The 20,247-nt window shown below is 66.7% G+C and carries 23 protein-coding genes; 8 read left to right on the top strand and 15 right to left on the bottom strand.

All coding sequences use genetic code 11. The features are described from left to right. Positions 1-78 precede the first annotated feature (78 nt). The 3 genes from BMW90_RS08830 (at position 79) to BMW90_RS08820 (ending at position 2,427) form a co-directional block, all read left to right on the top strand. Entirely contained in the window at positions 79-1,377 is a 1,299-nt protein-coding gene (locus BMW90_RS08830; RefSeq protein WP_048532888.1) for a lipoprotein-releasing ABC transporter permease subunit, read from the top strand. Further along, positions 1,370-2,053, top strand: a complete 684-nt coding sequence (locus BMW90_RS08825; RefSeq protein ID WP_048532890.1) for an ABC transporter ATP-binding protein — start codon at positions 1,370-1,372, stop codon at positions 2,051-2,053. The genes BMW90_RS08830 and BMW90_RS08825 overlap by 8 nt, the downstream gene beginning before the upstream one ends. A gap of 182 nt (positions 2,054-2,235) precedes the next feature. Further along, positions 2,236-2,427 carry a hypothetical protein gene (locus tag BMW90_RS08820; protein ID WP_048532891.1) on the top strand — a complete coding sequence of 64 codons (192 nt, stop codon included), beginning with the start codon at positions 2,236-2,238 and terminating at the stop codon, positions 2,425-2,427. Here the strand turns inward: BMW90_RS08820 and BMW90_RS08815 are convergent. Further along, positions 2,399-3,604 (bottom strand): pyridoxal-phosphate-dependent aminotransferase family protein, encoded by a 1,206-nt coding sequence (locus BMW90_RS08815; protein ID WP_074836161.1) that lies wholly within the window; start codon positions 3,602-3,604, stop codon positions 2,399-2,401. The genes BMW90_RS08820 and BMW90_RS08815 overlap by 29 nt on opposite strands. A 155-nt stretch (positions 3,605-3,759) precedes the next feature. On the opposite strand from BMW90_RS08815, the gene BMW90_RS08810 reads away from it, so the two are divergent. Next, complete coding sequence (locus BMW90_RS08810; protein WP_306456251.1) at positions 3,760-4,473, top strand: phosphatase domain-containing protein; 714 nt, start codon at positions 3,760-3,762, stop codon at positions 4,471-4,473. After that, positions 4,470-6,215 (top strand): ABC transporter ATP-binding protein, encoded by a 1,746-nt coding sequence (locus tag BMW90_RS08805; RefSeq protein ID WP_074836157.1) that lies wholly within the window; start codon positions 4,470-4,472, stop codon positions 6,213-6,215. Before BMW90_RS08810 ends, BMW90_RS08805 begins: the two co-directional genes overlap by 4 nt. A 70-nt stretch (positions 6,216-6,285) precedes the next feature. Here BMW90_RS08805 and BMW90_RS08800 read toward each other — a convergent pair whose 3' ends face one another. Beyond that, entirely contained in the window at positions 6,286-6,969 is a 684-nt protein-coding gene (locus BMW90_RS08800; RefSeq protein ID WP_074836156.1) for a TIGR04283 family arsenosugar biosynthesis glycosyltransferase, read from the bottom strand. A gap of 64 nt (positions 6,970-7,033) precedes the next feature. Here BMW90_RS08800 and ygfZ point away from each other — a divergent pair, with 64 nt between their 5' ends. Beyond that, entirely contained in the window at positions 7,034-7,795 is a 762-nt protein-coding gene (ygfZ, locus tag BMW90_RS08795) for a CAF17-like 4Fe-4S cluster assembly/insertion protein YgfZ (RefSeq protein WP_074836154.1), read from the top strand. A gap of 31 nt (positions 7,796-7,826) precedes the next feature. Here ygfZ and BMW90_RS08790 read toward each other — a convergent pair whose 3' ends face one another. Together BMW90_RS08790 and efp are read right to left on the bottom strand one after the other, a co-directional pair. Next, the gene (locus BMW90_RS08790; protein ID WP_139211287.1) at positions 7,827-8,087 is read right to left on the bottom strand and encodes a hypothetical protein; all 261 of its coding nucleotides are present in this window, start codon (positions 8,085-8,087) and stop codon (positions 7,827-7,829) included. Between the two features lie 91 nt (positions 8,088-8,178). Beyond that, positions 8,179-8,742, bottom strand: a complete 564-nt coding sequence (efp, locus tag BMW90_RS08785) for an elongation factor P (RefSeq protein ID WP_048532899.1) — start codon at positions 8,740-8,742, stop codon at positions 8,179-8,181. Between the two features lie 216 nt (positions 8,743-8,958). On the opposite strand from efp, the gene BMW90_RS08780 reads away from it, so the two are divergent. Beyond that, positions 8,959-9,285, top strand: coding sequence for a DUF6280 family protein (locus tag BMW90_RS08780; protein ID WP_048532900.1), 327 nt, complete (start codon positions 8,959-8,961; stop codon positions 9,283-9,285). A gap of 64 nt (positions 9,286-9,349) precedes the next feature. Here BMW90_RS08780 and BMW90_RS08775 read toward each other — a convergent pair whose 3' ends face one another. From BMW90_RS08775 to BMW90_RS08760, 4 genes are all read right to left on the bottom strand, one after another. Further along, complete coding sequence (locus BMW90_RS08775; protein ID WP_139211285.1) at positions 9,350-10,363, bottom strand: hypothetical protein; 1,014 nt, start codon at positions 10,361-10,363, stop codon at positions 9,350-9,352. Positions 10,364-10,458: 95 nt separating this feature from the next. Next, complete coding sequence (locus tag BMW90_RS08770) at positions 10,459-11,826, bottom strand: TolC family outer membrane protein (protein WP_244526466.1); 1,368 nt, start codon at positions 11,824-11,826, stop codon at positions 10,459-10,461. 108 nt (positions 11,827-11,934) lie between these two features. Beyond that, a complete protein-coding gene (locus BMW90_RS08765; protein WP_048532903.1) occupies positions 11,935-12,588 on the bottom strand; it encodes a protein-L-isoaspartate O-methyltransferase family protein in 654 nt (217 codons plus the stop codon). 136 nt (positions 12,589-12,724) lie between these two features. Then, the gene (locus BMW90_RS08760; RefSeq protein WP_074836148.1) at positions 12,725-13,555 is read right to left on the bottom strand and encodes a DUF6473 family protein; all 831 of its coding nucleotides are present in this window, start codon (positions 13,553-13,555) and stop codon (positions 12,725-12,727) included. Positions 13,556-13,722: 167 nt separating this feature from the next. On the opposite strand from BMW90_RS08760, the gene BMW90_RS08755 reads away from it, so the two are divergent. Next, the gene (locus BMW90_RS08755; RefSeq protein ID WP_048532905.1) at positions 13,723-14,598 is read left to right on the top strand and encodes a 3-hydroxybutyryl-CoA dehydrogenase; all 876 of its coding nucleotides are present in this window, start codon (positions 13,723-13,725) and stop codon (positions 14,596-14,598) included. 113 nt (positions 14,599-14,711) lie between these two features. Here BMW90_RS08755 and BMW90_RS08750 read toward each other — a convergent pair whose 3' ends face one another. Genes BMW90_RS08750 through BMW90_RS08720 form a run of 7 tightly spaced genes read right to left on the bottom strand, consistent with a single transcriptional unit; the run spans position 14,712 to position 20,084 of the window. Next, positions 14,712-15,587 carry a lysophospholipid acyltransferase family protein gene (locus BMW90_RS08750; protein ID WP_048533956.1) on the bottom strand — a complete coding sequence of 292 codons (876 nt, stop codon included), beginning with the start codon at positions 15,585-15,587 and terminating at the stop codon, positions 14,712-14,714. A 41-nt stretch (positions 15,588-15,628) separates the two neighbouring features. Beyond that, entirely contained in the window at positions 15,629-15,907 is a 279-nt protein-coding gene (locus BMW90_RS08745; protein WP_048532906.1) for an HPr family phosphocarrier protein, read from the bottom strand. Beyond that, positions 15,904-16,305, bottom strand: coding sequence for a PTS sugar transporter subunit IIA (locus BMW90_RS08740; protein WP_048532907.1), 402 nt, complete (start codon positions 16,303-16,305; stop codon positions 15,904-15,906). The genes BMW90_RS08745 and BMW90_RS08740 overlap by 4 nt, the downstream gene beginning before the upstream one ends. A 28-nt stretch (positions 16,306-16,333) precedes the next feature. Continuing rightward, complete coding sequence (gene rapZ / locus BMW90_RS08735) at positions 16,334-17,227, bottom strand: RNase adapter RapZ (protein WP_074836146.1); 894 nt, start codon at positions 17,225-17,227, stop codon at positions 16,334-16,336. A 29-nt stretch (positions 17,228-17,256) separates the two neighbouring features. Next, a complete protein-coding gene (locus tag BMW90_RS08730; protein ID WP_074836145.1) occupies positions 17,257-17,673 on the bottom strand; it encodes an HPr kinase/phosphorylase in 417 nt (138 codons plus the stop codon). Between the two features lie 3 nt (positions 17,674-17,676). Further along, positions 17,677-19,383, bottom strand: coding sequence for a sensor histidine kinase (locus tag BMW90_RS08725; protein ID WP_048532910.1), 1,707 nt, complete (start codon positions 19,381-19,383; stop codon positions 17,677-17,679). After that, positions 19,383-20,084: a response regulator transcription factor gene (locus BMW90_RS08720; protein WP_048532912.1), complete on the bottom strand. Its 702-nt coding sequence runs from the start codon at positions 20,082-20,084 to the stop codon at positions 19,383-19,385. Before BMW90_RS08720 ends, BMW90_RS08725 begins: the two co-directional genes overlap by 1 nt. Between the last annotated feature and the right edge of the window lie 163 nt (positions 20,085-20,247).

Below are 20,247 nucleotides of genomic sequence, written 5' to 3'. Positions count from 1 at the left end.
CCCGCGCGGCGCCGCGGCATTCGCCGCTTGACCCTTGCGGCCCCTTTGACCAATTTCCGCGCGAAACAAGGAAAGCCCATGAGCAGAGCCACTCCGCGCAGCCCCGCGCCCTTCGCCGCCTTCGAATGGATGATCGCCTGGCGCTACCTGCGCGCCAAACGCGCCGAAGGCGGCGTCAGCACCATGACCTGGATCAGCCTGATCGGCATCACGCTGGCGGTCTTTGCGCTGATTGCCACGCTGGCGGTGCGCTCGGGGTTTCGCGAGGAATTCGTCGATACCATCGTCGGCACCAACGCCCATGTCACCGTCTACTATCAGCAGCAGATCAACGAATTCGGCCAGATCGAACGCAGCATCGAGGATTTCGATGCCTTGCGGGCGCGGATCTCCGCGCTCGATTTCGTCACCCGCGCCGCGCCGCTGGTCAAGGGCCAGGTCATGGCCACCGCCAATGGCCGAAACTCCGGTGTCGAGGTCTTCGGCATTTCTGCCGCCGATCTCTCGACCATTCCGCGCGTCGCCAACCCGATCGACAGCCAGGGCGATCTCTCCGGTTTTGGCCCGGGCCTGGCCATCGGCTCGGGCGTGGCGCGCGAGCTTGGGGTGACGATCGGTGACCGGATCAAGCTGATCTCGCCCGACGGGGTCAAGACGCCCTTCGGCACCTCGCCGCGGGTGCAGGCCTATGAGGTGGGCTATGTCTTCACCGCCGGCCGCCACGACATCGACCGCACCCGCGTCTACATGCCCTTTGCCGAGGCGCAGAGCTATTTCAACCGCGAAGGCGTGGCAGACGAGATCGAGGTCATGGTCGCGGACCCCGACACCGTCGACAGCTATGCGCTGCCGCTGCTCGAGGTGGCGGGCGAGCGGGCGCTGGTCTGGACCTGGCGCGACGCCAGCGGCGCCTTCCTCCGGGCGCTGGAGATCGAGGACAACGTGATGTTCGTGATCCTCGCCATCCTGGTGCTGATCGCGGCGATGAACATCGTCTCGGGGCTGATCATGCTGGTCAAGAACAAGGGCCGCGACATCGGCATCCTGCGCACCATGGGCCTTTCGGAAGGCTCGGTGTTGCGGATATTCTTCATCTGCGGCGCCTTCACCGGGCTGATCGGCACGTTCCTTGGCGTGATCCTCGGCAGTCTCTTCGCGATCTACATCGACCCGATCTTTGCGGTGGTGAACTACCTGTCCGGCGGCGGCGTCTGGGATCCGTCGATCCGCGGGCTTTACGCGGTGCCGGCCAAGCTCGAGCTGGGCGATGTGCTCTCGGCGGTGACGCTGTCGCTGGGGCTGTCCTTCATCGTCACCATCTTTCCCGCCCGCCGCGCGGCGCGGCTCAACCCTGTGGAGGCGCTGCGGTATGAGTGATCCGGTGCTGGCGCTGGACGGCGTGCAAAAGACCTACAACCAGGGTCGCGAAAACGAGGTGGCGGTGCTCAAGGGCGTCGACCTGAGCCTCGCCCCCGGCGAGGTGGTGGCGCTGGTGGCGCCCTCGGGGGCGGGCAAGTCGACGCTGCTGCATATCGCCGGGCTGCTCGACACCGCCGATGCCGGCTCGGTCCGGATCGGCGGCCAGGAGATGACCCGGCTGAGCGACCGCAAGCGCACTGCCGCGCGGCGGCGCGACGTGGGATTCGTTTATCAGTTCCACCACCTGCTGCCGGAATTCACCGCGCTGGAAAACGTCGTGCTGCCGCAGCTCGCCAATGGTGTGGCCCGCGGCGCGGCGGAGGCCCGGGCCGAGACCCTGCTGGCAACCGTCGGCTTGCAGGGCCGCGCCGGTCATCGCCCCGGCGCGCTCTCGGGCGGCGAACAGCAGCGGGTGGCCTTCTGTCGCGCGCTGGCCAATGCGCCGCGCCTGCTGCTTGCCGACGAGCCCACCGGCAACCTCGACCCCGCGACCTCGGACACGGTGTTCGAGGCTCTGATGCATCTGGTGCGCGAAACCGGACTTTCGGCATTGATCGCCACCCACAACCTCGAGCTGGCGGCGCGGATGGACCGGCAGCTGCGGATGACCGACGGCCACCTCGACCCGGCATGACCGCCGGCGCGTGACCCCGCCCCGGCCACCGCGCCGGGGCCCCCGGACCGGTCACATCCGGCGCGTGCGGCCCCGGGTCGGGCCCGGGGCGCGAACACCGCAGGCGATTGGCGAAAACTTTAGATGACAGGCGCGCCGGGCGGTCTATTCTTGACGGCGTCGCAGTTTGCGCGAGGTGCCGCATGTACCATCGATCCCACGACCGCCCCGTCGGGCGCGCGCCCGATTACACCGCCGCGTGCCTGGTGATGTTCGGCGTGAATCTGATCTGGATGCTGTTTGCCCTGCTGGCGGCCTTCGGGCTGGCGGCGGTCGTGCTCGCCGGGCTGACGCTCAACACCTGGATCAGCTGGCTGGCGGCGCGGCGGCGCTGATCGCCCGTGTGGCGGCCTGGATGCCGCCGGCGTGGTGCGGAATGTCGAGCGCGGCAAGCCCCGCCTCGATCGCCCCCAGCACGCCCAGGATCATGTGGCTGTTCACATGCCCCATGTGGCCGATGCGAAAGAAACCGTGCCGCTCCTGGCTGTCGGGCGGCGCCATGCCCAGGCCAATGCCCAGCGTCACGCCGGCGTTGCGTTCGCACCAGTCGCGCAGCCGCTGGCCCTGGGGCGTTCCGATACCCAGGGTGGTGACCGCATGGCTGCGATGCGCCGGATCGGCGATGTTGAGCCGGAGCGGCCCGGCCTGCCCCCAATGCTCCACCGCCGCCCAGATCGCCCGGGCCAGCGTGGCATGCCGCTGCCAGATCGCCTCCATCCCCTCGTCCTTCATCATGTCGAGCGCGACGCGCAGGCCATAGAGGTGATGGGTCGGCGCGGTGCCGCCGAAATACTGGTAATACATCTCGGGCCGGGCGCGCGGCGTCCAGTCCCAATAGCGCGACACACGGTCGGGGCGATGCGCGGCGGCCTTGGGCGAAAAGAACACAAAGCCCATGCCCGGCGGCACCATCAGCCCCTTTTGCGAGCCGGCGACCAGCACGTCGACACCCCAGGCATCCATCTCGAAGCGGTCGCAGCCCAGCGAGGCGACGCAATCGGCCATCAGGAGCGCCGGGTGCCCTGCCGCATCCATCGCCGCCCGCAGCGCGGGAATGTCGTTGCGCACCGAGGTGGCGGTATCCACATGCACCGCCAGAACCGCCTTGATGCGCCGCGCCGTGTCGGCGCGCAGCCGCGCCTCGACGCGGTCCGGGTCGAACGGGCTCTGCAAGCCGAATTCCAGGATCTCGGCCTCGATGCCCAGGCCCTGCGCCATTTCCACCCAGCCGTGCGAAAACCGCCCCGTTGCCGGCACCAGCACCAGATCGCCGGGGTTCAGCACATTGGCCAGCGCGGCCTCCCAGGCGCCGTGACCGTTGCAGATATACATCGCAACGTCATGTTCGGTCCGCGCCACCCCGCGCAGATCCGGCAGCAGGCTCTCGGTCAGTTCGACGACCTCGCCTTCGTAGATATTGACCGAGCTGCGGTGCATCGCGCGTTGCACGGCGTCGGGCGTTTCCGAGGGACCGGGGATTGCCCGGTAGGTGCGGCCATTGGCGAGGGGCATGTTGCGTTCTCCGTGGATCGACGCGCAGCTAACCCCGGCGCGGCGCCTTCGTCAATCGCCACCGCCCGGCTTGCCAGCCGGGTCCCGAGCGCCTAAACCCGCGCCAGCGAAACCCCGGGAGGCGGCCACCGGCCGCAGTGTCGATGATCAAGAAGATGATGACCTGGTTGGAGGACCGCAACCGGCGGTTCAGCCGGTCCTTCGGCAAGGATATCTCCACGCCGAAAGGTCGGTTCTGGGGCAATGTGCATTACAACGTCGTCGACCATGCCTTCCTGCGCGTGCTCTGGACCAATTTCTTCGAAATCGCGCCGGGCGTCTATCGTTCGAACCATCCCGGCCCGCGCCGGCTCAAACGCTATCGGGAGCTCGGCATCAAGACCGTGGTGACCCTGCGCGGCGAAGAGAAATTCGCCCATTACCTGTTTGAAAAGGAAGCCTGCGAAGCGCTTGGCATGGAGTTCCGCGTCACCAAGCTCTGGGCGCGCAATGCCACCAAACGGGATCGGCTTCTGGCGGTTCTGGACACCTTCCGCGATATCGAGAAGCCGTTTGTCTTTCATTGCAAGTCCGGCGCCGACCGCGCCGGGATCGTTGCCGCGATGTATCTGATGGTGTTCGAAGGCCTGCCGGTGGAAGAGGCGCGCAAGCAGCTATCGATGAAATACCTGCACATGAAATGGACCAAGACCGGGGTGCAGGATTACATCCTCTCGGTCTACGAGGCACGCAAGAACGCCGAGCCGATCGGCTTCGAGGACTGGCTGCGCAGCGAATACCGCGCCGCCCGGCTGAACGACGCCTGGGATGCCCGGAAGACCCCGGCCGAGACCGCGCAGATGCTGCGCGAGCGAAAGGACGAGGCGTGAGCGAGACCCCGCCCAATTCGCGCGGGCTGGCACGCTGGCTCTGGCGCAAGTACCTGCGGCGGCACATCTGGCTGCTGGCGGTGGCGCTGGTCTTCATGTCGCTCGAAGGCGCGATGTACGGCGCCATCAGTTACATGATGAAACCGATGTTCGACCAGATCTTCATCGGCGGACAAGGGAACAAGCTGGTGCTTGTGGGGCTTGCCATTCTGGGCATCTTTGCCCTGCGCGCGGCGGCCTCGGTGGTGCAGAAGGTGGTGCTGACACGACTGGCCCAGGTCACCTCGGGCGAGATTCGCACCGACCTGGTGGATCACCTGATGACCCTGGAGGGCCAGTTCCACCAGACCCACAGCCCAGGCTACCTGATGCAGCGGATCGAGGGCGATGTCGGCTCGATCAACAAGGTCTGGAAGACCCTGGTCACCGGCGCCGGCCGCGACGTGGTGGCGTTGGTGTCGCTGTTCGGGGTGGCGCTGTCGATCGACTGGCGCTGGACGCTGGTGGCGCTGATCGGCGTGCCGGTGATGGTGGTGCCGGTGGTGGTGCTGCAACGCTATGTCCGCCGCCATGCACGGGTGGCGCGCGACGTGGCAGCCGGGCTGTCGGTGCGGCTCAACGAGATCTTTCACGGCATCGTCCCGATCAAGCTGAACCGGCTCGAACGCTACCAGTCGCGGCGCTATTCCAAGCTGACCGACAAGCGGATCAGGGTCGAGGTCAAATCCTCGCTCGGCCAGGCGCTGATCCCCGGCATGGTCGACCTGATGGCCGGTGTCGGGTTCTTTGGCGTGCTGCTCTATGGCGGGCGAGAGATCATCGACGGCACCAAGACGGTGGGCGATTTCATGGCCTTTTTCACCGCTCTCGGCCTGGCCTTCGAGCCGCTGCGCCGGCTGGGCGCGGTCTCGGGTGTCTGGCAGGTGGCAGCGGCGGCGATCGAGCGGCTGCGCGAGCTGCTCGAGACCCGGCCGGGGCTGGCCTCGCCGGCAACCCCGCGGCCCGCGCCGCAGGGCGCGCCGGAAATCGTACTGGATGACGTGCACCTGGCCTTTGGCGACGCGCCGGTGCTGCGTGGCGCCTCGCTGGTGGCCGAGGCCGGCAAGACCACGGCGCTGGTCGGCGCTTCGGGGGCGGGGAAATCCACCGTCTTCAACCTGATCACGCGGCTGGTCGACGTGCAGCGCGGCCAGGTCACCATCGGCGGCACCGACGTGCGCGACATGGCGGTGCCCGAGGTGCGCGGGCTGTTTTCCGTGGTCAGCCAGGAGGCGCTGCTGTTCGACGAGAGCCTGCGCGACAATATCGTGCTCGATGGTCGCGAGGTCAGCGAAGACCGGCTGAACGCGGCGCTCGAGGCGGCGCATGTGGCGGATTTCCTGCCGCGGCTGGCGGAAGGGCTCGACAGCCCGGCCGGGCCGCGCGGCTCGAACCTCTCGGGTGGTCAGCGGCAGCGGGTGGCAATTGCCCGCGCAGTGCTGCGCGATCGACCGATCCTGCTGCTCGACGAGGCGACCTCGGCGCTCGACACCGCCTCCGAGGCGCTGGTGCAGGAGGCGCTGGACCGACTGGCGCGGGGCCGCACCACGCTGGTGATCGCGCATAGGCTGTCGACCGTGCGCCATGCCGACAAGATCGTCGTCATGGATCAGGGGCGGGTGGTCGAGGAAGGCACACATGAGACGCTTCTGGCGCGGAACGGTGTCTATGCCGGGTTGTACCGGATGCAGGACGGCGCCTAGGACCGGCCGGGACTGGGGGCGCTGCCCCCGGCCTGCGGCCTCCCCCGCGGTATTTTCGGAAAGAGGAAGATCAGGAGCGTCGGTGATAGCCTTTCGCCAGGGTCTCGGGCGGGGTGCCGGTGGCGTAGCGGACCAGGGTGACGAGATTGCGCGCGCCGCGGCGCAGCCAGCCGTCGCGGCGGTAGCGGTCGGCGGAGGTGAGCGCCTTGGCGGGCAACAGTGTGATCTTGCCCTTGAGGGCGCGGGCCAGGGCCACATCCTCCATCAGCGGCTGGTCGGGATAGCCGCCGGCGGCGTCATAGAGCGCGCGCGGCAGCAGCAGCGCCTGATCGCCGTAGGGCAGCTGGAACAGCCGGCTGCGCAGGTTGGCCCAGCCTTCGGTCAGCCGCGCCATCGGGTGGCGGCTGTCGAAGCGGAGGCGGAAGGCGGCGGCGGAACCGCCGGAAAGATGCGCCAGCACCGGCGCGGTCCAGCCCGGGGCGAGCCTGGTGTCGGCATGCAGCACCAGCAACCAGTCGCCCTGCGCCCGGGCGGCGCCGCGCCGGAGCTGGCCGCCGCGCGAGGCCGGGCCGGTGACGATCCGGGCGCCGGCGGCCTCTGCGGTCGCGAGGGTGGTATCGGTGGAACCGCCATCGCTGACGATCAGCTCGCGGATCAGCCCCTCTTGCAGCCCTTCGCCCAGCGCCATCAGGCAGGCGGGCAGCGCCGTGGCGGCGTTCAGCGTCGGGATGATGACCGAGATCGGGGCGCGCATCTTGCCTCTTCTGCTTGCTCACGGGATGTCTATATGGGACGTCAGGGCCGGAAGGAATTGTCAAATGAACACTTATGCCGGGAAACGCCGCGTGCTGCGCCTTGCAGGCGGCGATGTCAGGGACTTTCTGCAAGGGCTGGTCAGCAATGACGTGGCGCGGCTGGATCGCGGGCTGGTCTATGCCGCCATGCTGACGCCGCAGGGCAAGCTGATCGCCGACTTCTTCTTGCAGGCGGACGGTGCGGATGTGCTGATGGATCTGCCGGCCGAGTTGGCCGAGGGGCTGGCCAAGCGGCTGACGATGTACAAGCTGCGCGCCGATGTGACGATTGGGCCGACCGATCTGGCGGTGTCGCGTGGCACCGGTGCGGCGCCGGCGGGCGCCCTGCCCGATCCGCGCGACGACCGGCTGGGCTGGCGGCTGATCGCGCCGGAGGCGGTGGAGGCGGACGACACCGACTGGGATGCGCTGCATGTGGCGGCGATGGTGCCGCGCTGGGGCCGCGAACTGGGGCCGGACAGCTATCTGCTCGAGATGGGATTCGAGCGGCTGGCGGGGGTGGATTTCCGCAAGGGATGTTACGTCGGCCAGGAGGTGACGGCGCGGATGAAGCACAAGACCGAACTGCGCAAGGGGCTGGCCCAGGTGGCGGTGGACGGCGCCGCCGATCCGGGCAGCGAGATCACCGCCAACGGCAAGCCGGTGGGCGTGCTGGGCACCCGCGCCGGCGACCGGGCGCTGGCCTATCTGCGGTTTGACCGGGCCAGGGGCGAGATGCAGGCGGGGGCGGCGCAGGTTTCGCTGGTGGCACGCGGGCCGGGTTGAAGCCCGACCACCTGGGCGTGTCGCGGGGCGGTTACGAGGGCTGCGGCAGACGGCGGCGCAGCCGTTCTTCGATGCCGCGGCGGCGCCAGCCCGGGGCGACGTAGAGGCGCTCGATCTCCGGCGCGCCCCCGGCCCCGCGGCTCCAGAGCAGGTAGCCGCGCAACACGCCTTCGGTGCGATAGCCGAGCAGCCCGGCGCCCCGGGCCAGCCGGCGGGCGATGGCATCGATGCGGGCGGTGTCGCCGCGATGCAGGGCGGCGATGGCCGCGAGGTCGGGATGGTCTGTGGACATGAAAAAGGCCTCCTTGGCGTTGTGCCGGAGGCCTTTGATCATGAAATGCGCGCCCCCGGCTGTCCGGGGGATATGCGCGCGGGCCCCGAGGTCAGGCGCGCTCGGAATACTCCATGGTTTCGGTGTTGACGACGATATCCTCGTCCTGGCCCACGAAGGGCGGCACCATGACCTTGACGCCATTGTCGAGCACGGCGGGCTTGAAGCTGTTGGCGGCGGTCTGGCCTTTGACCACCGGCTCGGTCTCGACCACCTTGCAGGTGACCTTCTGCGGCAGCGAGGCGTTCAGCGCCTCCTCTTCGTGGAATTCCACCACGATGGTCATGCCGTCTTGCAGGAAGGGGCGGCGCTCGCCGAGGATCTCGGCGTCGAGCTGCACCTGGTCGTAGGTCTCGGTGTCCATGAAGATCAGCTGGCCGCCGTCTTCGTAGAGGAACTGCATGTCCTTCTGTTCCAGCCGCACGCGCTCGACCTTGTCGGCGGAACGGAAGCGTTCGTTCAGCTTGGAACCGTTGCGCAGGTTCTTCATTTCGACCTGCGCAAATGCACCACCTTTGCCGGGTTTGACATGATCGACCTTGACGGCGGCCCAGAGATGGCCGTCGTGCTCGAGGACATTGCCGGGGCGGATTTCGTTACCGTTGATCTTGGGCATTGTGGCAGGACCTTGTCGAGAGGTTGAAGACGATTTGACGGGACCTATATATCGCGTTCATGCCCAGAGCAAGCTTACCATATCCTGTGCTGCATGCGCAGAAAGCTATGCAAGTATCACATAAGTGGTATGCGTTTGCGGGGTATCCGAATCAATAAAAAGCGGCCATAAGGGCCTTCACGCCAGAAACACAAGAGCAAGAATAAAGGACGATACATGACTGATTTCGTTGATGGTACAGCCTTTAACAGCGAACAGGGCAGCCGTGCCCGCAAGCTGTTTGCCGCCGTGGTCTTGGCTGCACTCGACGACGCCATTGCCGATGACAAGAAATACGGCAACGGCCCCGAACAGATTGCCCGCTGGGCGCGCTCGCGTGATGGACGCGAGGTGCTGTCCTGTGCCGGGATCGACCCGAACGAACGTGTCGTTCAGGGTCTGATGGAATTCGTGGGCAAGGGTGTGCGGACTTCGGTCGCCCTGTCGCGCGAAGAAAGCGAACGGCGCAATGCGGCCGCAGCGGCGGAACGCGAAGCCGCCTGATCTTCCATCTTTTCCAAGACTTGCAAACGCGCCCCGTGATCGGGGCGCGTTTGCGTTTGCAGGGTCAGTCGAGTTCCTGGCTGGCCAGGGCGCGGTGAATTTCGCGCCGGACAAGGCGGCGAACATTGCGGGTGATCCGCTCGCCCAGGGCGCCCTGAAGCTCCTCGCGGACGATCTCGACCACCATGTCACGCAGGGCCTCCTCGTCGATTGCGCCAAGATCGGCCGCGGCCGACACCAGTTCCTCGGAGGCATCGGTGTCGCCATCGTCGCCGGCCTCCGCCTCGGGCGCCGCTTCGGGGCCCGGCACGCTGTTGCGCGAGACAAAGACAAACGGCTTGGCCGGCGGCTGATCGTCGTCCTGATCCAGAGCCTCGGATGTGTCGTCCTGCTGCGCCTCTTCCTGCGCTGCCAGGGTGTCCTGCTGCTCGGCCGGGGTGTCCTGGGGGGCCTCCTCGGCGGCATTCGGCGCGGCTTCGGCCTCGGGCACATCGGGGTCGTGATCTTCCCAATCCAGCGCCTCCTCCGCCGCCGCCTCCGGTGCCAAATCGGGCGCCATATCCGTGGTATCGGTGGTCTCCGCCTCCGGGGCGTCCGCTTCGGCGGCAGGTACCTCCGACTGCGCCGCCGCGCCTTCGTTGCTGCCGGCAATCAGCGCTTCGAGCGCCGCGATCTTGGCCTCGAGCGTCTCGGGCTCGGCCGGCGCCTCGGGCAGATCATCCGCAGATACACTCTCGGCCACGGCCTCCTGCACCGCCTCCGCGGCCGGCTCCGCGACATGATCGGCGAAGACCTCGGGCGCGGCTTCGGCGCCCTCGTCGACAGCCTCTTCGAAGGGCGCTTCCTCGATCGCTTCCGGGGCCGGCGAGTCGGGCTCTGCCCGGCCGCCGTCGTGCACGCGCAGCGCCGGGGTCAGCACCAGGGCTTCCGGTTCCTGGGGGGCCCTGGCCTCTGGCGGCACGGCCTTCTCGGCCTCCGCCCGCCGTGCCTGCATTTCTTGACGTGCCTCTTCGGACACCAGCCTGCGAATAGATGACAGGACATCCTCGATCTCCGAGGATTTGACAGGATCTGACATTATTTTCACCACTTTGCCTCGCCGGGAGGATACCCCGGCGGGGCGCACCGCACAACCGATAGCGAAAATTGCGCGGGGTTTGTGGCGGGTGGACCTCAGTCGCCGATGCGGCGCAGCACCCGGTCGAGCTTGTCGCCCTGAAGGCTCTTGACCGGCGCGTTCCTGATCAGCCGATAGTATTCCGCGGGGTCGTAAAGCTGCACGTTCAGACCGAGATGCTTGGCGGTCATCAACCCCATGGCCGACAGGACCTGATAGGCGGCAATCGTGCGGTCGGCCACGGCGGCGGTATAGGCCACCTCGGCGTCAAGCAGATCCTGCTCGGCGGTCAGAACGTCTAGCGTGGTACGCTGGCCCAGGGTCGCCTCTTCGCGCACCCCCTGAAAGGCGACACGGGCAGCGCGGATCTGCCGCTCGGTCGCCTCGATCGAGGCATTCGCCACGCGCAGCGTGGCCAGCGCGGTGCCCACGTCCTGCGCCACCCCAAGCTGCACCACATGCAGGTTGCTCCGCGCGGCATCGGCGCGCGCCTTGGCCTGACGCTCCAGTGCCGACAGCTGGCCCCCCCGATAGATCGGGCCGCCAAAATCGACCGAGACCGACCCGGTGTTGGAATAATCGCCGCTGTTGAAATCGCCGGATTTGGTGACCCGTCCCGAGAGCGAGACCTGCGGCTTGACCGCCGCTTCGGCCCGGCGCAGGTTGATATCGGCAGTAGAGACCTGGTATTGCGCCTGGCGCATCGACGGATGCGTACGCACGGCGATCGCCTTGGCCGCGTCTTCGTTGCGCTCGACATCGGGCAGCCGCGTCACCGCAACGAGATTGTCGGGCCCCGAACCCACAGTGGCACGATATTCCTCGATCGCGCGCAGCAGATCGCCTTCGGCCGCAGCAAGATTGGCCCGGCTGGCCGCCAGCCGCGCCTCGGCCAGCGACACGTCGGTGCGCGTCACCTCGCCCACCTCGAACCGGTCGCGTGCGGCCCGCAGCTCCTGCTGCACCAGCCGCAGGTTGTTCTGCCGCAGGGACACGGTTTCCGAGGCGCTGCGCACGCCCACATAGGCCACGACGGCGCGCAACAGCACCTGCTGCTCGATCACCACAAGCCCTTCGCGCGTGGCCAGCACCGCCTCCTTGGCGGCGTCGACCTGAAGCCGCGAGGCGCCGAAATCATAAAGCAGCAGTTCGGCCACGATGGAAAAGCTGGCGCTGTCATCCTGAAAACCGGTGCCGGCGCCGGTCGTGGCGGAATAGCTGTAACCGAAATCGCGGCTGAACGACGAGCTCCAGCTCACGATCGGGCGCAGCGCGGCAACCGCCACCGCGACATCCTCGTCGGCGGCGCGCAGCAAGGCGCGGTTCTGCTGCAACAGGCCGGAATGCGTATAGGCGCTGGCCAGCGCATCGGCCAGCGTCTCGGCCTTGGTCGCCACCGGCGCCAGCGCCAGTGCGATAGTCAAGGCGCCCCGCCTCATTGCATTGCGGATCATTGCCTGTCTCCTGAACTTGCCACTCGTTGATACGCCATCTGGGCCTGCCTCCGTCGCTGCAAAAGCCACGCGGTGCCGCTACAGCGCAAATTCCCTGGAACTCTGGTATCCGGGCAACACCGGCGCCGCCGCGTTGAAGGCAAACCGCCACGAGATCGCACCGTTCTGCTTGTACCCCAGCCGCACCGTGCCAAGCGCGCCCTCCATGAAGAGCGCGGCAATGCGGCCGCCGTCCTTGAGCTGATCGGCAATGGCCTCGGGCAGATGCTCGATGCCGCCCTCGATCACGATGACATCGTAGGGCCCGTGTTCCGGCGCGCCGGCGTCCAGCGCTGCCTCATGCATGATCACCCCGTCGGCGCCGTGATCCGACAGCGCGCCCTGCGCCTCGGACACCCGGTCGGCGTCGTCCTCGACGGCAACAACCGCCTCGGCCATCCGCGCCATCACCGCTGCCGCATAGCCGTAGCCCGCGCCGATATCGAGCACCAGCTCTCCCCCCGAGATCGCCAGGCCATCCAGCATCTTGGCCAGCGTCCTGGGTTCGAGCATCACCCGGCCCGGCGCGAATTCGATATTCTCGCCGACATAGGCGGCCTCGCGCTTGTCACGCGGGGTATAGACCTCACGCGGGACGCTGAGCATGGCATCGATGATGGGAAACTTGGTCACGTCGGACGGGCGGATCTGGGTATCGACCATGAAGGTCCGGCGCTGGGCATAGTCGGTCATGTCTAAACTCGTCGGTTCAGGAACGTCAGCTCCGTCTTGCCACAAACCCTCTCGCCCGGCAATGACCGCATCGGGGTTTTCCGGCGCGGCGCAGCCGGCAGATGGCCCGGGCCGGCCGCGTGCCGCGCCTCCCGGCTCAATGCCGGCGGTTCAGCAGCCCCGACAGCTCGCAGGCGATCGCCAAGGCGGCCTCGTCATGCACCGCCGGCCCCGGAAGCTCGCGCGCGGCGGCCTCTTCCATCGGGTCGAAACGCATGCCGGCGGTGCCCTGTGTGCGGGCCGCGGCCGAGGCGCGCAGCTCGACGATCGCCGCCACCTTGGGCCGCAGCGCCTCCAGCATGTCGGCGGTCACAAATAACGGATCGGCTTCCGCGTCGGGCTCGTTCGACGGCGCCCGGTCGGCCAGCCAGAGCAACACCACCGGCCCCTTGATCCGGCTGATCAGCAAGGTCATCCGCGCCAGCCAGGCCGCCTGAAGCTCCTCGCGCACCATGCGGAACCGATCGGGGCTGATCGCCGCCAGCTCGCCCAGCAGGTGCCGGGTAAAGTGGAACTCGGTGAAATCCACCTCGCGAAACACCGCCTTGAGCATCGCCGAGGCGTTGATGAAGCGGTCGTTGCGGCGCGGGTGCACACTGTACAGCCGGTTCGACATGTTCTGCGCCCCCATGATCTGCACCACCGTGGCCCGCGCCCGGCCCGCCGCCTCGAGCAGGGCACTGTCGTTGACAAAGGCATCCACCCCGGCATTGACACAGCCGAAATTCACGCAGGCCAGGCCAAGCGCCTCTTCGGTCAGCGCCGGAAACGGCGTTTCAATGAATTTTCCAAAAGTCTCGGTGCCGCCGAAAAAGGCGACATATTCGCCCTCGAGCCGGCGCCGGGGCCCTCGGAACACCAGCCGCGACGCCCCGTAGCGACAAGGAAGATAGTCGGGGGCCGCGCCCCCGGTCATGTCATAGGTCATCTCACCCACCTGATTTTTCTCACCCGGGACGAGCCTCACCCGATTCGATTTCGAAATGCCTAAACGATGGATTTATGGCGATGTTTAACGGAAACTCCGCGCCCGCCCGCCCTTGCCCTCGGCCCGCGTTGCTGCCTATTGTCTGGCGAGCAGAACGAGGGCAGGTCATGGAAATTCAATCGATCGGTGTGATCGGCGCGGGCCAGATGGGCAACGGCATCGCCCATGTGATGGCGGTGGCCGGCTATGACGTGGTGATGACCGATATCTCCCAGGAGGCGCTTGACGCGGCGGTGGCGCGGATCGGCAAGAACCTCGGCCGACAGGTCTCCAAGGGCACGCTGAGCGCCGCAGACCAGGCCGCGGCCCTGGCGCGGATCCGCACCACGCTCGAAACCGCGGAGGTGGCGCAGACCGATCTGGTGATCGAGGCCGCGACCGAACGCGAGGAGATCAAGCAGAAGATTTTCGACGGGCTGCTGCCGCATCTCAAGCCGAACACCATCCTGACCTCGAACACCTCGTCGATCTCGATCACCCGGCTGGCCAGTCGGACCGACCGGCCCGAGAAATTCATGGGCTTCCACTTCATGAACCCGGTGCCGGTGATGCAGCTGGTCGAGCTGATCCGCGGCATTGCCACCGACAAGGACACCTATGACGCCTGCCTCGGCGTGGTCGAGCGGCTGGGCAAGACCGCCGCCTCGGCCGAGGATTTCCCCGCCTTCATCGTCAACCGCATCCTGATGCCGATGATCAACGAGGCGGTCTATACGCTGTACGAAGGCGTCGGCAATGTCACCTCGATCGACAAGGCGATGAAGCTCGGCACCAATCACCCGATGGGGCCGCTCGAGCTGGCCGATTTCATCGGCCTCGACACCTGCCTGGCCATCATGAACGTCCTGCACGACGGTCTGGCCGACACCAAATACCGCCCCTGCCCACTGCTGACGAAATATGTCGAGGCCGGCTGGCTCGGCCGCAAGACCAAACGCGGCTTCTACGACTACCGCGGCGAGACCCCCGTGCCGACCCGCTGACCCCGGGGACCACGCCCCGGCTGCTTCCTCTTGCCGAAAATACCGCGGGGGTGAGGCCGCAGGCCGAGGGGGCTGGCCCCCTCCTGCCGCCACCGCCCCGGCGCGGCTGCTGTCTAGCCTCCCAGCCCGAGCGTATGGGCGCGCAGCCAGGCCATCATGCGGCGCGGCTTGCTGTCCCAGCTGCGGATTTCCTCGGGCGTGATCGGAGCGCCGATGATCGGCGCCTGCGGCCGGTTGCAGGCATGCATGACCTCGTGGATCAGCAGCCCCTGCCGCAGGGTGGCCGACACCTTGTTGGCGATCTGGTAAAGGCGCGAGTTCTGGCCGGGGAAATGGATCGGCACCACCGTGGCGCCGGAGCGGGTGATCATCTTGGCGGTAAAGGGATTCCAGACCGCCTCGACCGCCTTGCCGAAGAAGGTGTCGCTGGCGGCGACGACCCCCGAGGGGAACAGCACGATCACCCCGCCCTGGCGCAGGTGATCCATCGCCGCCTTGCGCATCTCCAGGCTCTCGACACGGGCGTTTTCCTCATGCGGGAACGGCACCGGGATCATCAGGTCCTCGATTTCGCTCACCCCGGAAAGCAGGTTGCGCGTCAGGATTTTGTAGTCGGTGCGCACCCGGCCCACCAGTTCCGCCAGGACCATGCCGTCCACCAGCCCGTGCGGATGGTTGGCCACCACGATCACCGGGCCGGTGGCCGGGATGCGGGCGATCTGCTCGGCCGGGGTGCGCAGCTCGATCCCCATCAGCTCGAGCGCCTGGCTGAAGAAGGCCGGCCCCTCTTTCGGCCCCTGGCGCTCGAACCGGCGCACCAGGCGCAACAGCGGCAGCTTGCCGGTCAACCATTCCATCGCCCGGATGGTATTGGCCTTCCACGGATTGGTGAAGGTATTGGCATAAGACAGCTTGCGCTTGTCATAGGGTACCTGCTGGCCCGCCGTTGACGCCTTGCGCCCGGCTGAGGATTGCGCGGTTTCCACCATGGTTGCGTTCAGCATCCTTCCCCGGCAGGCCGTGAGCCGGCCTAGCAGTCTTCTCCGAACCGATCCGCCACCAGGGCTTCGACGGCATCAGCCAGCGCCTCGGCGTCCGGGCCCGAAGTCTGAACCTCAATAGTGCTTCCTTTCGAAGCTGCCAACATCAAAAGCCCCATGATCGAATCCCCCGAGGCGTCGAGGCCGTCGCGCGAGACTTCGGCCCGGGCATCGAATCCCTCGACCACCTCGACCAGCTTGGCCGAGGCGCGGGCGTGCAACCCCTTCTCGTTCACGATCTTCAGAGTGCGGGTCACGGTGTCTGTCATGTAGTCTGATCCGATGAGATATTCTGGCTGTCGATATACTTGCGTCCCGCCTCTGTCGCACGCCTGACGGCGTCGGCAACACCCAAATCGCGGCTTTTCGCCAGTTTGATCAGCATCGGCAGATTGGCGCCATAAAGAATGCGCCGGTTCTCGGGCGCACAGGCCATGAGAGAAAGGTTGGAGGGCGATCCGCCGAACATGTCGGTCACGATGACCACGCCGCCGCCCTGGTCGACGGAATCGGCAGCGCGGCAGATCTCGATCTGCTTGTCGTCGCGCACATGGTCGGGCTCGATCGAGATCGCGCGGATGCCCGGCTGTGCCCCGACCACATGTTCGATCGCGGCCAGGTACTCCCTGGCCAGTCCGCCATGCGCCACAATCACGATGCCGATCAAGGTCGCCGGTCTCCCGTTCATTTCCCGGTCACCGTTGGACAGGGTCCAGCGGCGCCAGCGCGCGCCGCTCAAGCTCTCGGTGCCTAATTGACACCCCCCAGCCCGCCGTTGCAAGCCCTCGGGCAATGCTTTCCGCGAGGGCAACGGAGCGGTGTTTGCCACCGCTGCACCCGAAGGCGACCGAGAAATGCGCCTTGCCCTCATCACGTGCAGCGGGCAGCTGGAAGGTCAGCAGATCAAAGACCTTGTCGCGGAAAACGGCAAAGCGCGGATCGGTGGCAATGTGATCGGCGACCCGGCTGTCCTGCCCGGTCAGCGGGCGCAGGTCGGGCTGCCAATGGGGGTTTTTCAGGAAGCGGCAGTCGAACACCACATCCGCCGCCAGCGGCAGGCCGCGCTTGTAGGAAAAGGACTGCACCGAAACCGCGAGATCATGTCCGCCGCTGCGGGCAAAGATCCGCTGGATCTCGGCGCGCAGATCATGCGGCGACAGCGCCGAGGTGTCGATCAGCACGGTGGCCTGATCGCGCAGCGCGCCCAGCATCTCGAGCTCGATCGCGATGCCGGCCTCGGGCGTGCCGTCGGGCGCCATCGGATGGCGACGGCGGGTCTCGTTGTAGCGGTTGGCCAGCACGCCGGCCTCGGCCTCGAGCACCACAAGCTCGGCGTTCTGCCCGGTGAGCTGGGCGATATTGGCCAGCAGCGTCGTCAGGGCCGCCGGCGAGAAATCTCGGGTGCGGACATCGATTCCCAGCGCCATGTCGCGGCTCAGCCCGCCGTCGAGCAGCGTCGGCGCCAGCGCCAGCGGCAGGTTGTCGATGGTCTCGAACCCCATATCTTCGAGCGCGTTCAGAGCCGTAGACCGCCCCGCCCCGGAGGGGCCGGTGAGCAGAACAAGGCGGTTGGGTGCATCGGGATGCATGGGGTCTTCGTCTCCTGGGGCGCCGGGGGTCAGTCGCGGCGACCATGCACAAGATACTGCCTGATTGCAGCAGGGAAATACCTTTCGTCGCGATTGTGAACCAAAGCGAGCGAAACGCCGGCGATTTCGGTCTGCCGCAGCGGCGGCAGCCGCTGCTGCTCCATCCGGTCGAGATCGACGGCGAGGGCCAGGGTCACCGGCGGATGCGGGTCGGCCCCAAGAAGGCCCAGGAACCTGGCCTCGATCCGCCCCGAGATCGCCGGCGGGCAGGAGGCGACCAACGCGCCGTCCTGCACCTCGACCAAGGTGCGGTCATCGGCCACCAGGCCTGCCCCCAGCGCCATCAGTTCGAGCGCCAGCGCCGATTTGCCGCTGCCGGACGCGCCCAGAATGACAACACCGCGGCCCCGGAAGGCTACGGTGCTTGCGTGCAGAAGCTGCGCCATTTTCTAGACCGGAAGCCCCACGACGAAACGCGCGCCCAGCGGCTCGGAGGTGATGTCGGCCTCGGTGGGGCGAATGTTCTCGGCCCAGATCACCCCGTCATGCGCCTCGACGATCTGTTTCGAGATCGCTAGGCCAAGGCCGGAATTGTTGCCGAAGTCATGCTCGGGCCGGTGCGAGTAGAAGCGCTTAAAAATTTTGGTCAGCGCTTCTTCCGGGATGCCGGGGCCGGTGTCTTCGACCACGATGAGCACGCGGTTCTCGCGCTGACGGGCCCAGACGCGGATCGCATCGCCGGCCTCGCAGAAGCTGATCGCATTGGTGATCAGATTGACGAAGACCTGCGCCAGACGCGCCTCGAGACCATGCACCATGATCGGCGCCTCGGGCAGATCGGTGATGAATTCGATCTCCTTGGTCTGCGCTTCCTTGCCGAGGAAGTCGCCGAGGTTGCCCAGGAGGTCGAGCAGGTTGAACTGCGCCTGTTCTTCCTTGACCAATTCGCTGTCGAGCCGCGAGGCATCGGAGATGTCGCTGACCAGCCGGTCGAGCCGACGCACGTCGTGATCGATCACGTCGAGCAGCTTGTCGCGGTGATCCTCGCGCTTGACCATGCGCAGCGAACCCACCGCGGAACGCAGCGAGGCCAGCGGATTCTTGATCTCGTGGCTGACGTCGGCGGCGAATTGTTCGTTGGCGTCGATGCGGTCATAAAGCGCCGTGACCATGCCGCGCAACGCGCCCGACAGCCGGCCGATTTCATCGGGGCGTGCGGTCAGGTCGGGGATGCGGATGCGGCCTTTGGCGTCCTTGCGGCGGTCGCGGTCGCGGCCCAGCTCGGCGGCTTCGGCGAGATCGGAAATCGGGTTGGAAATGGTCGAAGCCAGTACCAGCGACAAGCCGATCGAGACCAGCGTCGCCACGAGGAACATCTGCAAGACCCGCTCGCGCTCGGTGCGCACCAGCTTGTCGATCTCGCCCGAGGCCGAGACCAGGACGATGGCGCCGATCGGCGCGCCGCCCTGTTCGATCGGCGTGCCGACGGTAAAGACCGTGCCGCCATCGGCGGATTCGGTGGTGCGTACGGTGGTGTTGCCGGCCAGCGCCGGGCCAGCCAGATCGATCAGGTGTTCTTCGAAGGCGGCAAGGCGCTCTTCTTCGGAATCGGTGACCAGCCGCGCCACCGCGTCCCAGATCGAGCCGAGCAGATCGGTGATGACGGTATTGCCCTCATCCTCGGGCGCATCGATGCTGTCTGAGGCGGAACGGCCGACGATGGCCTGCGCCGGGTCGAAGACAAAGACCTCGGCGCCGCGGCGCAGCTCGATCCCCTCGAGCGTTGCGGCGACATCGACGCCATCGCCGGTGACGAGGCTGACCGGCGCGCTGCCCGGCAGCTGCGCCTCGAAGACATCGGCGATCAGTTCGGCCTCGCTGACGAGGCCCGAGGCGCGCTGTGCCGCCAGACCGTCGCGCGAGGAGTTGAGATAGAGAATGCCACCGACCAGCACGTTCAGCGCGATCAGATTGAACATGATGATCTTGCGGGTGAGCGGCGACGTGCGCAGCGAGAACAGCCCGCGTCGGGCGCGGCTGTCCTGAAGCTCCTGCTCGACGGTGCCGTCGGGCGCGACCCAATCGTCGCCCAGAACAACGTCACCCCGCCGTTTGGAGCCTGTCTCGGGCACGCCCATTTCCTCGACCAGAGCCATTATTCTTCGTTGTACCGGTAACCGATACCATAAAGCGTCTCGATGGCAGAGAAATCATCGTCGACGCTGCGCATCTTCTTGCGCAGGCGCTTGATGTGGCTGTCGATGGTGCGGTCGTCGACATAGACCTGATCGTCATAGGCGACGTCCATCAGCTGATCGCGCGACTTGACGAAACCGGGGCGCTGGGCCAGCGCCTGCAACAGCAGGAATTCGGTCACGGTGAGCGACACGTCCTTGCCCTTCCAGGCCACCGCATGGCGCAGCGGATCCATCCGCAGTTCGCCGCGTTCGATCACCTTGGTTTCCTCGGTGTCGCCGACGGCGCCGGTCTCGACCGCGTCCTGGCGGCGCAGCAGCGCGCGGATGCGTTCGACCAGAAGCCGCTGCGAAAACGGTTTCTTGACGTAGTCGTCGGCGCCCATGCGCAGGCCCAGAACCTCATCGATCTCGTCGTCCTTGGAGGTCAGGAAGATCACCGGCATGGTCGATTTCTGGCGCAGGCGCTGGAGCAGGTCCATGCCGTCCATCCGCGGCATCTTGATGTCCAGCACCGCCATGTCGGGCATCTTCTTGTTGAAGGCTTCAAGCGCCGTCTGGCCGTCGTTGTAGGTTTCGACTTCGAAGCCCTCGGCCTCAAGCGTCATTGCGACCGACGTCAGGATGTTCCTGTCATCGTCCACCAAGGCGATTTTAGACATTGGGTGTGTCCTTATGCTGCTCAACTGTCATATTTTTTTGCGCCATTATGCCTTGATATGCGGCGGGCAATCAATCGTTAACTGCGAATCACGTCGCCAGCCCCCCGGAAGCAGACCCGAAAAGTACGAAGGAATGGCTAAATTGCCTCACCTTTCGGACCCC

The organism is Marinovum algicola (assembly GCF_900109145.1).
In the GTDB taxonomy this organism is placed as follows: domain Bacteria; phylum Pseudomonadota; class Alphaproteobacteria; order Rhodobacterales; family Rhodobacteraceae; genus Marinovum; species Marinovum algicola.
Note: the sequence above shows the minus strand (reverse complement) of the source record. Positions and strands in the feature narration are given on the sequence as shown.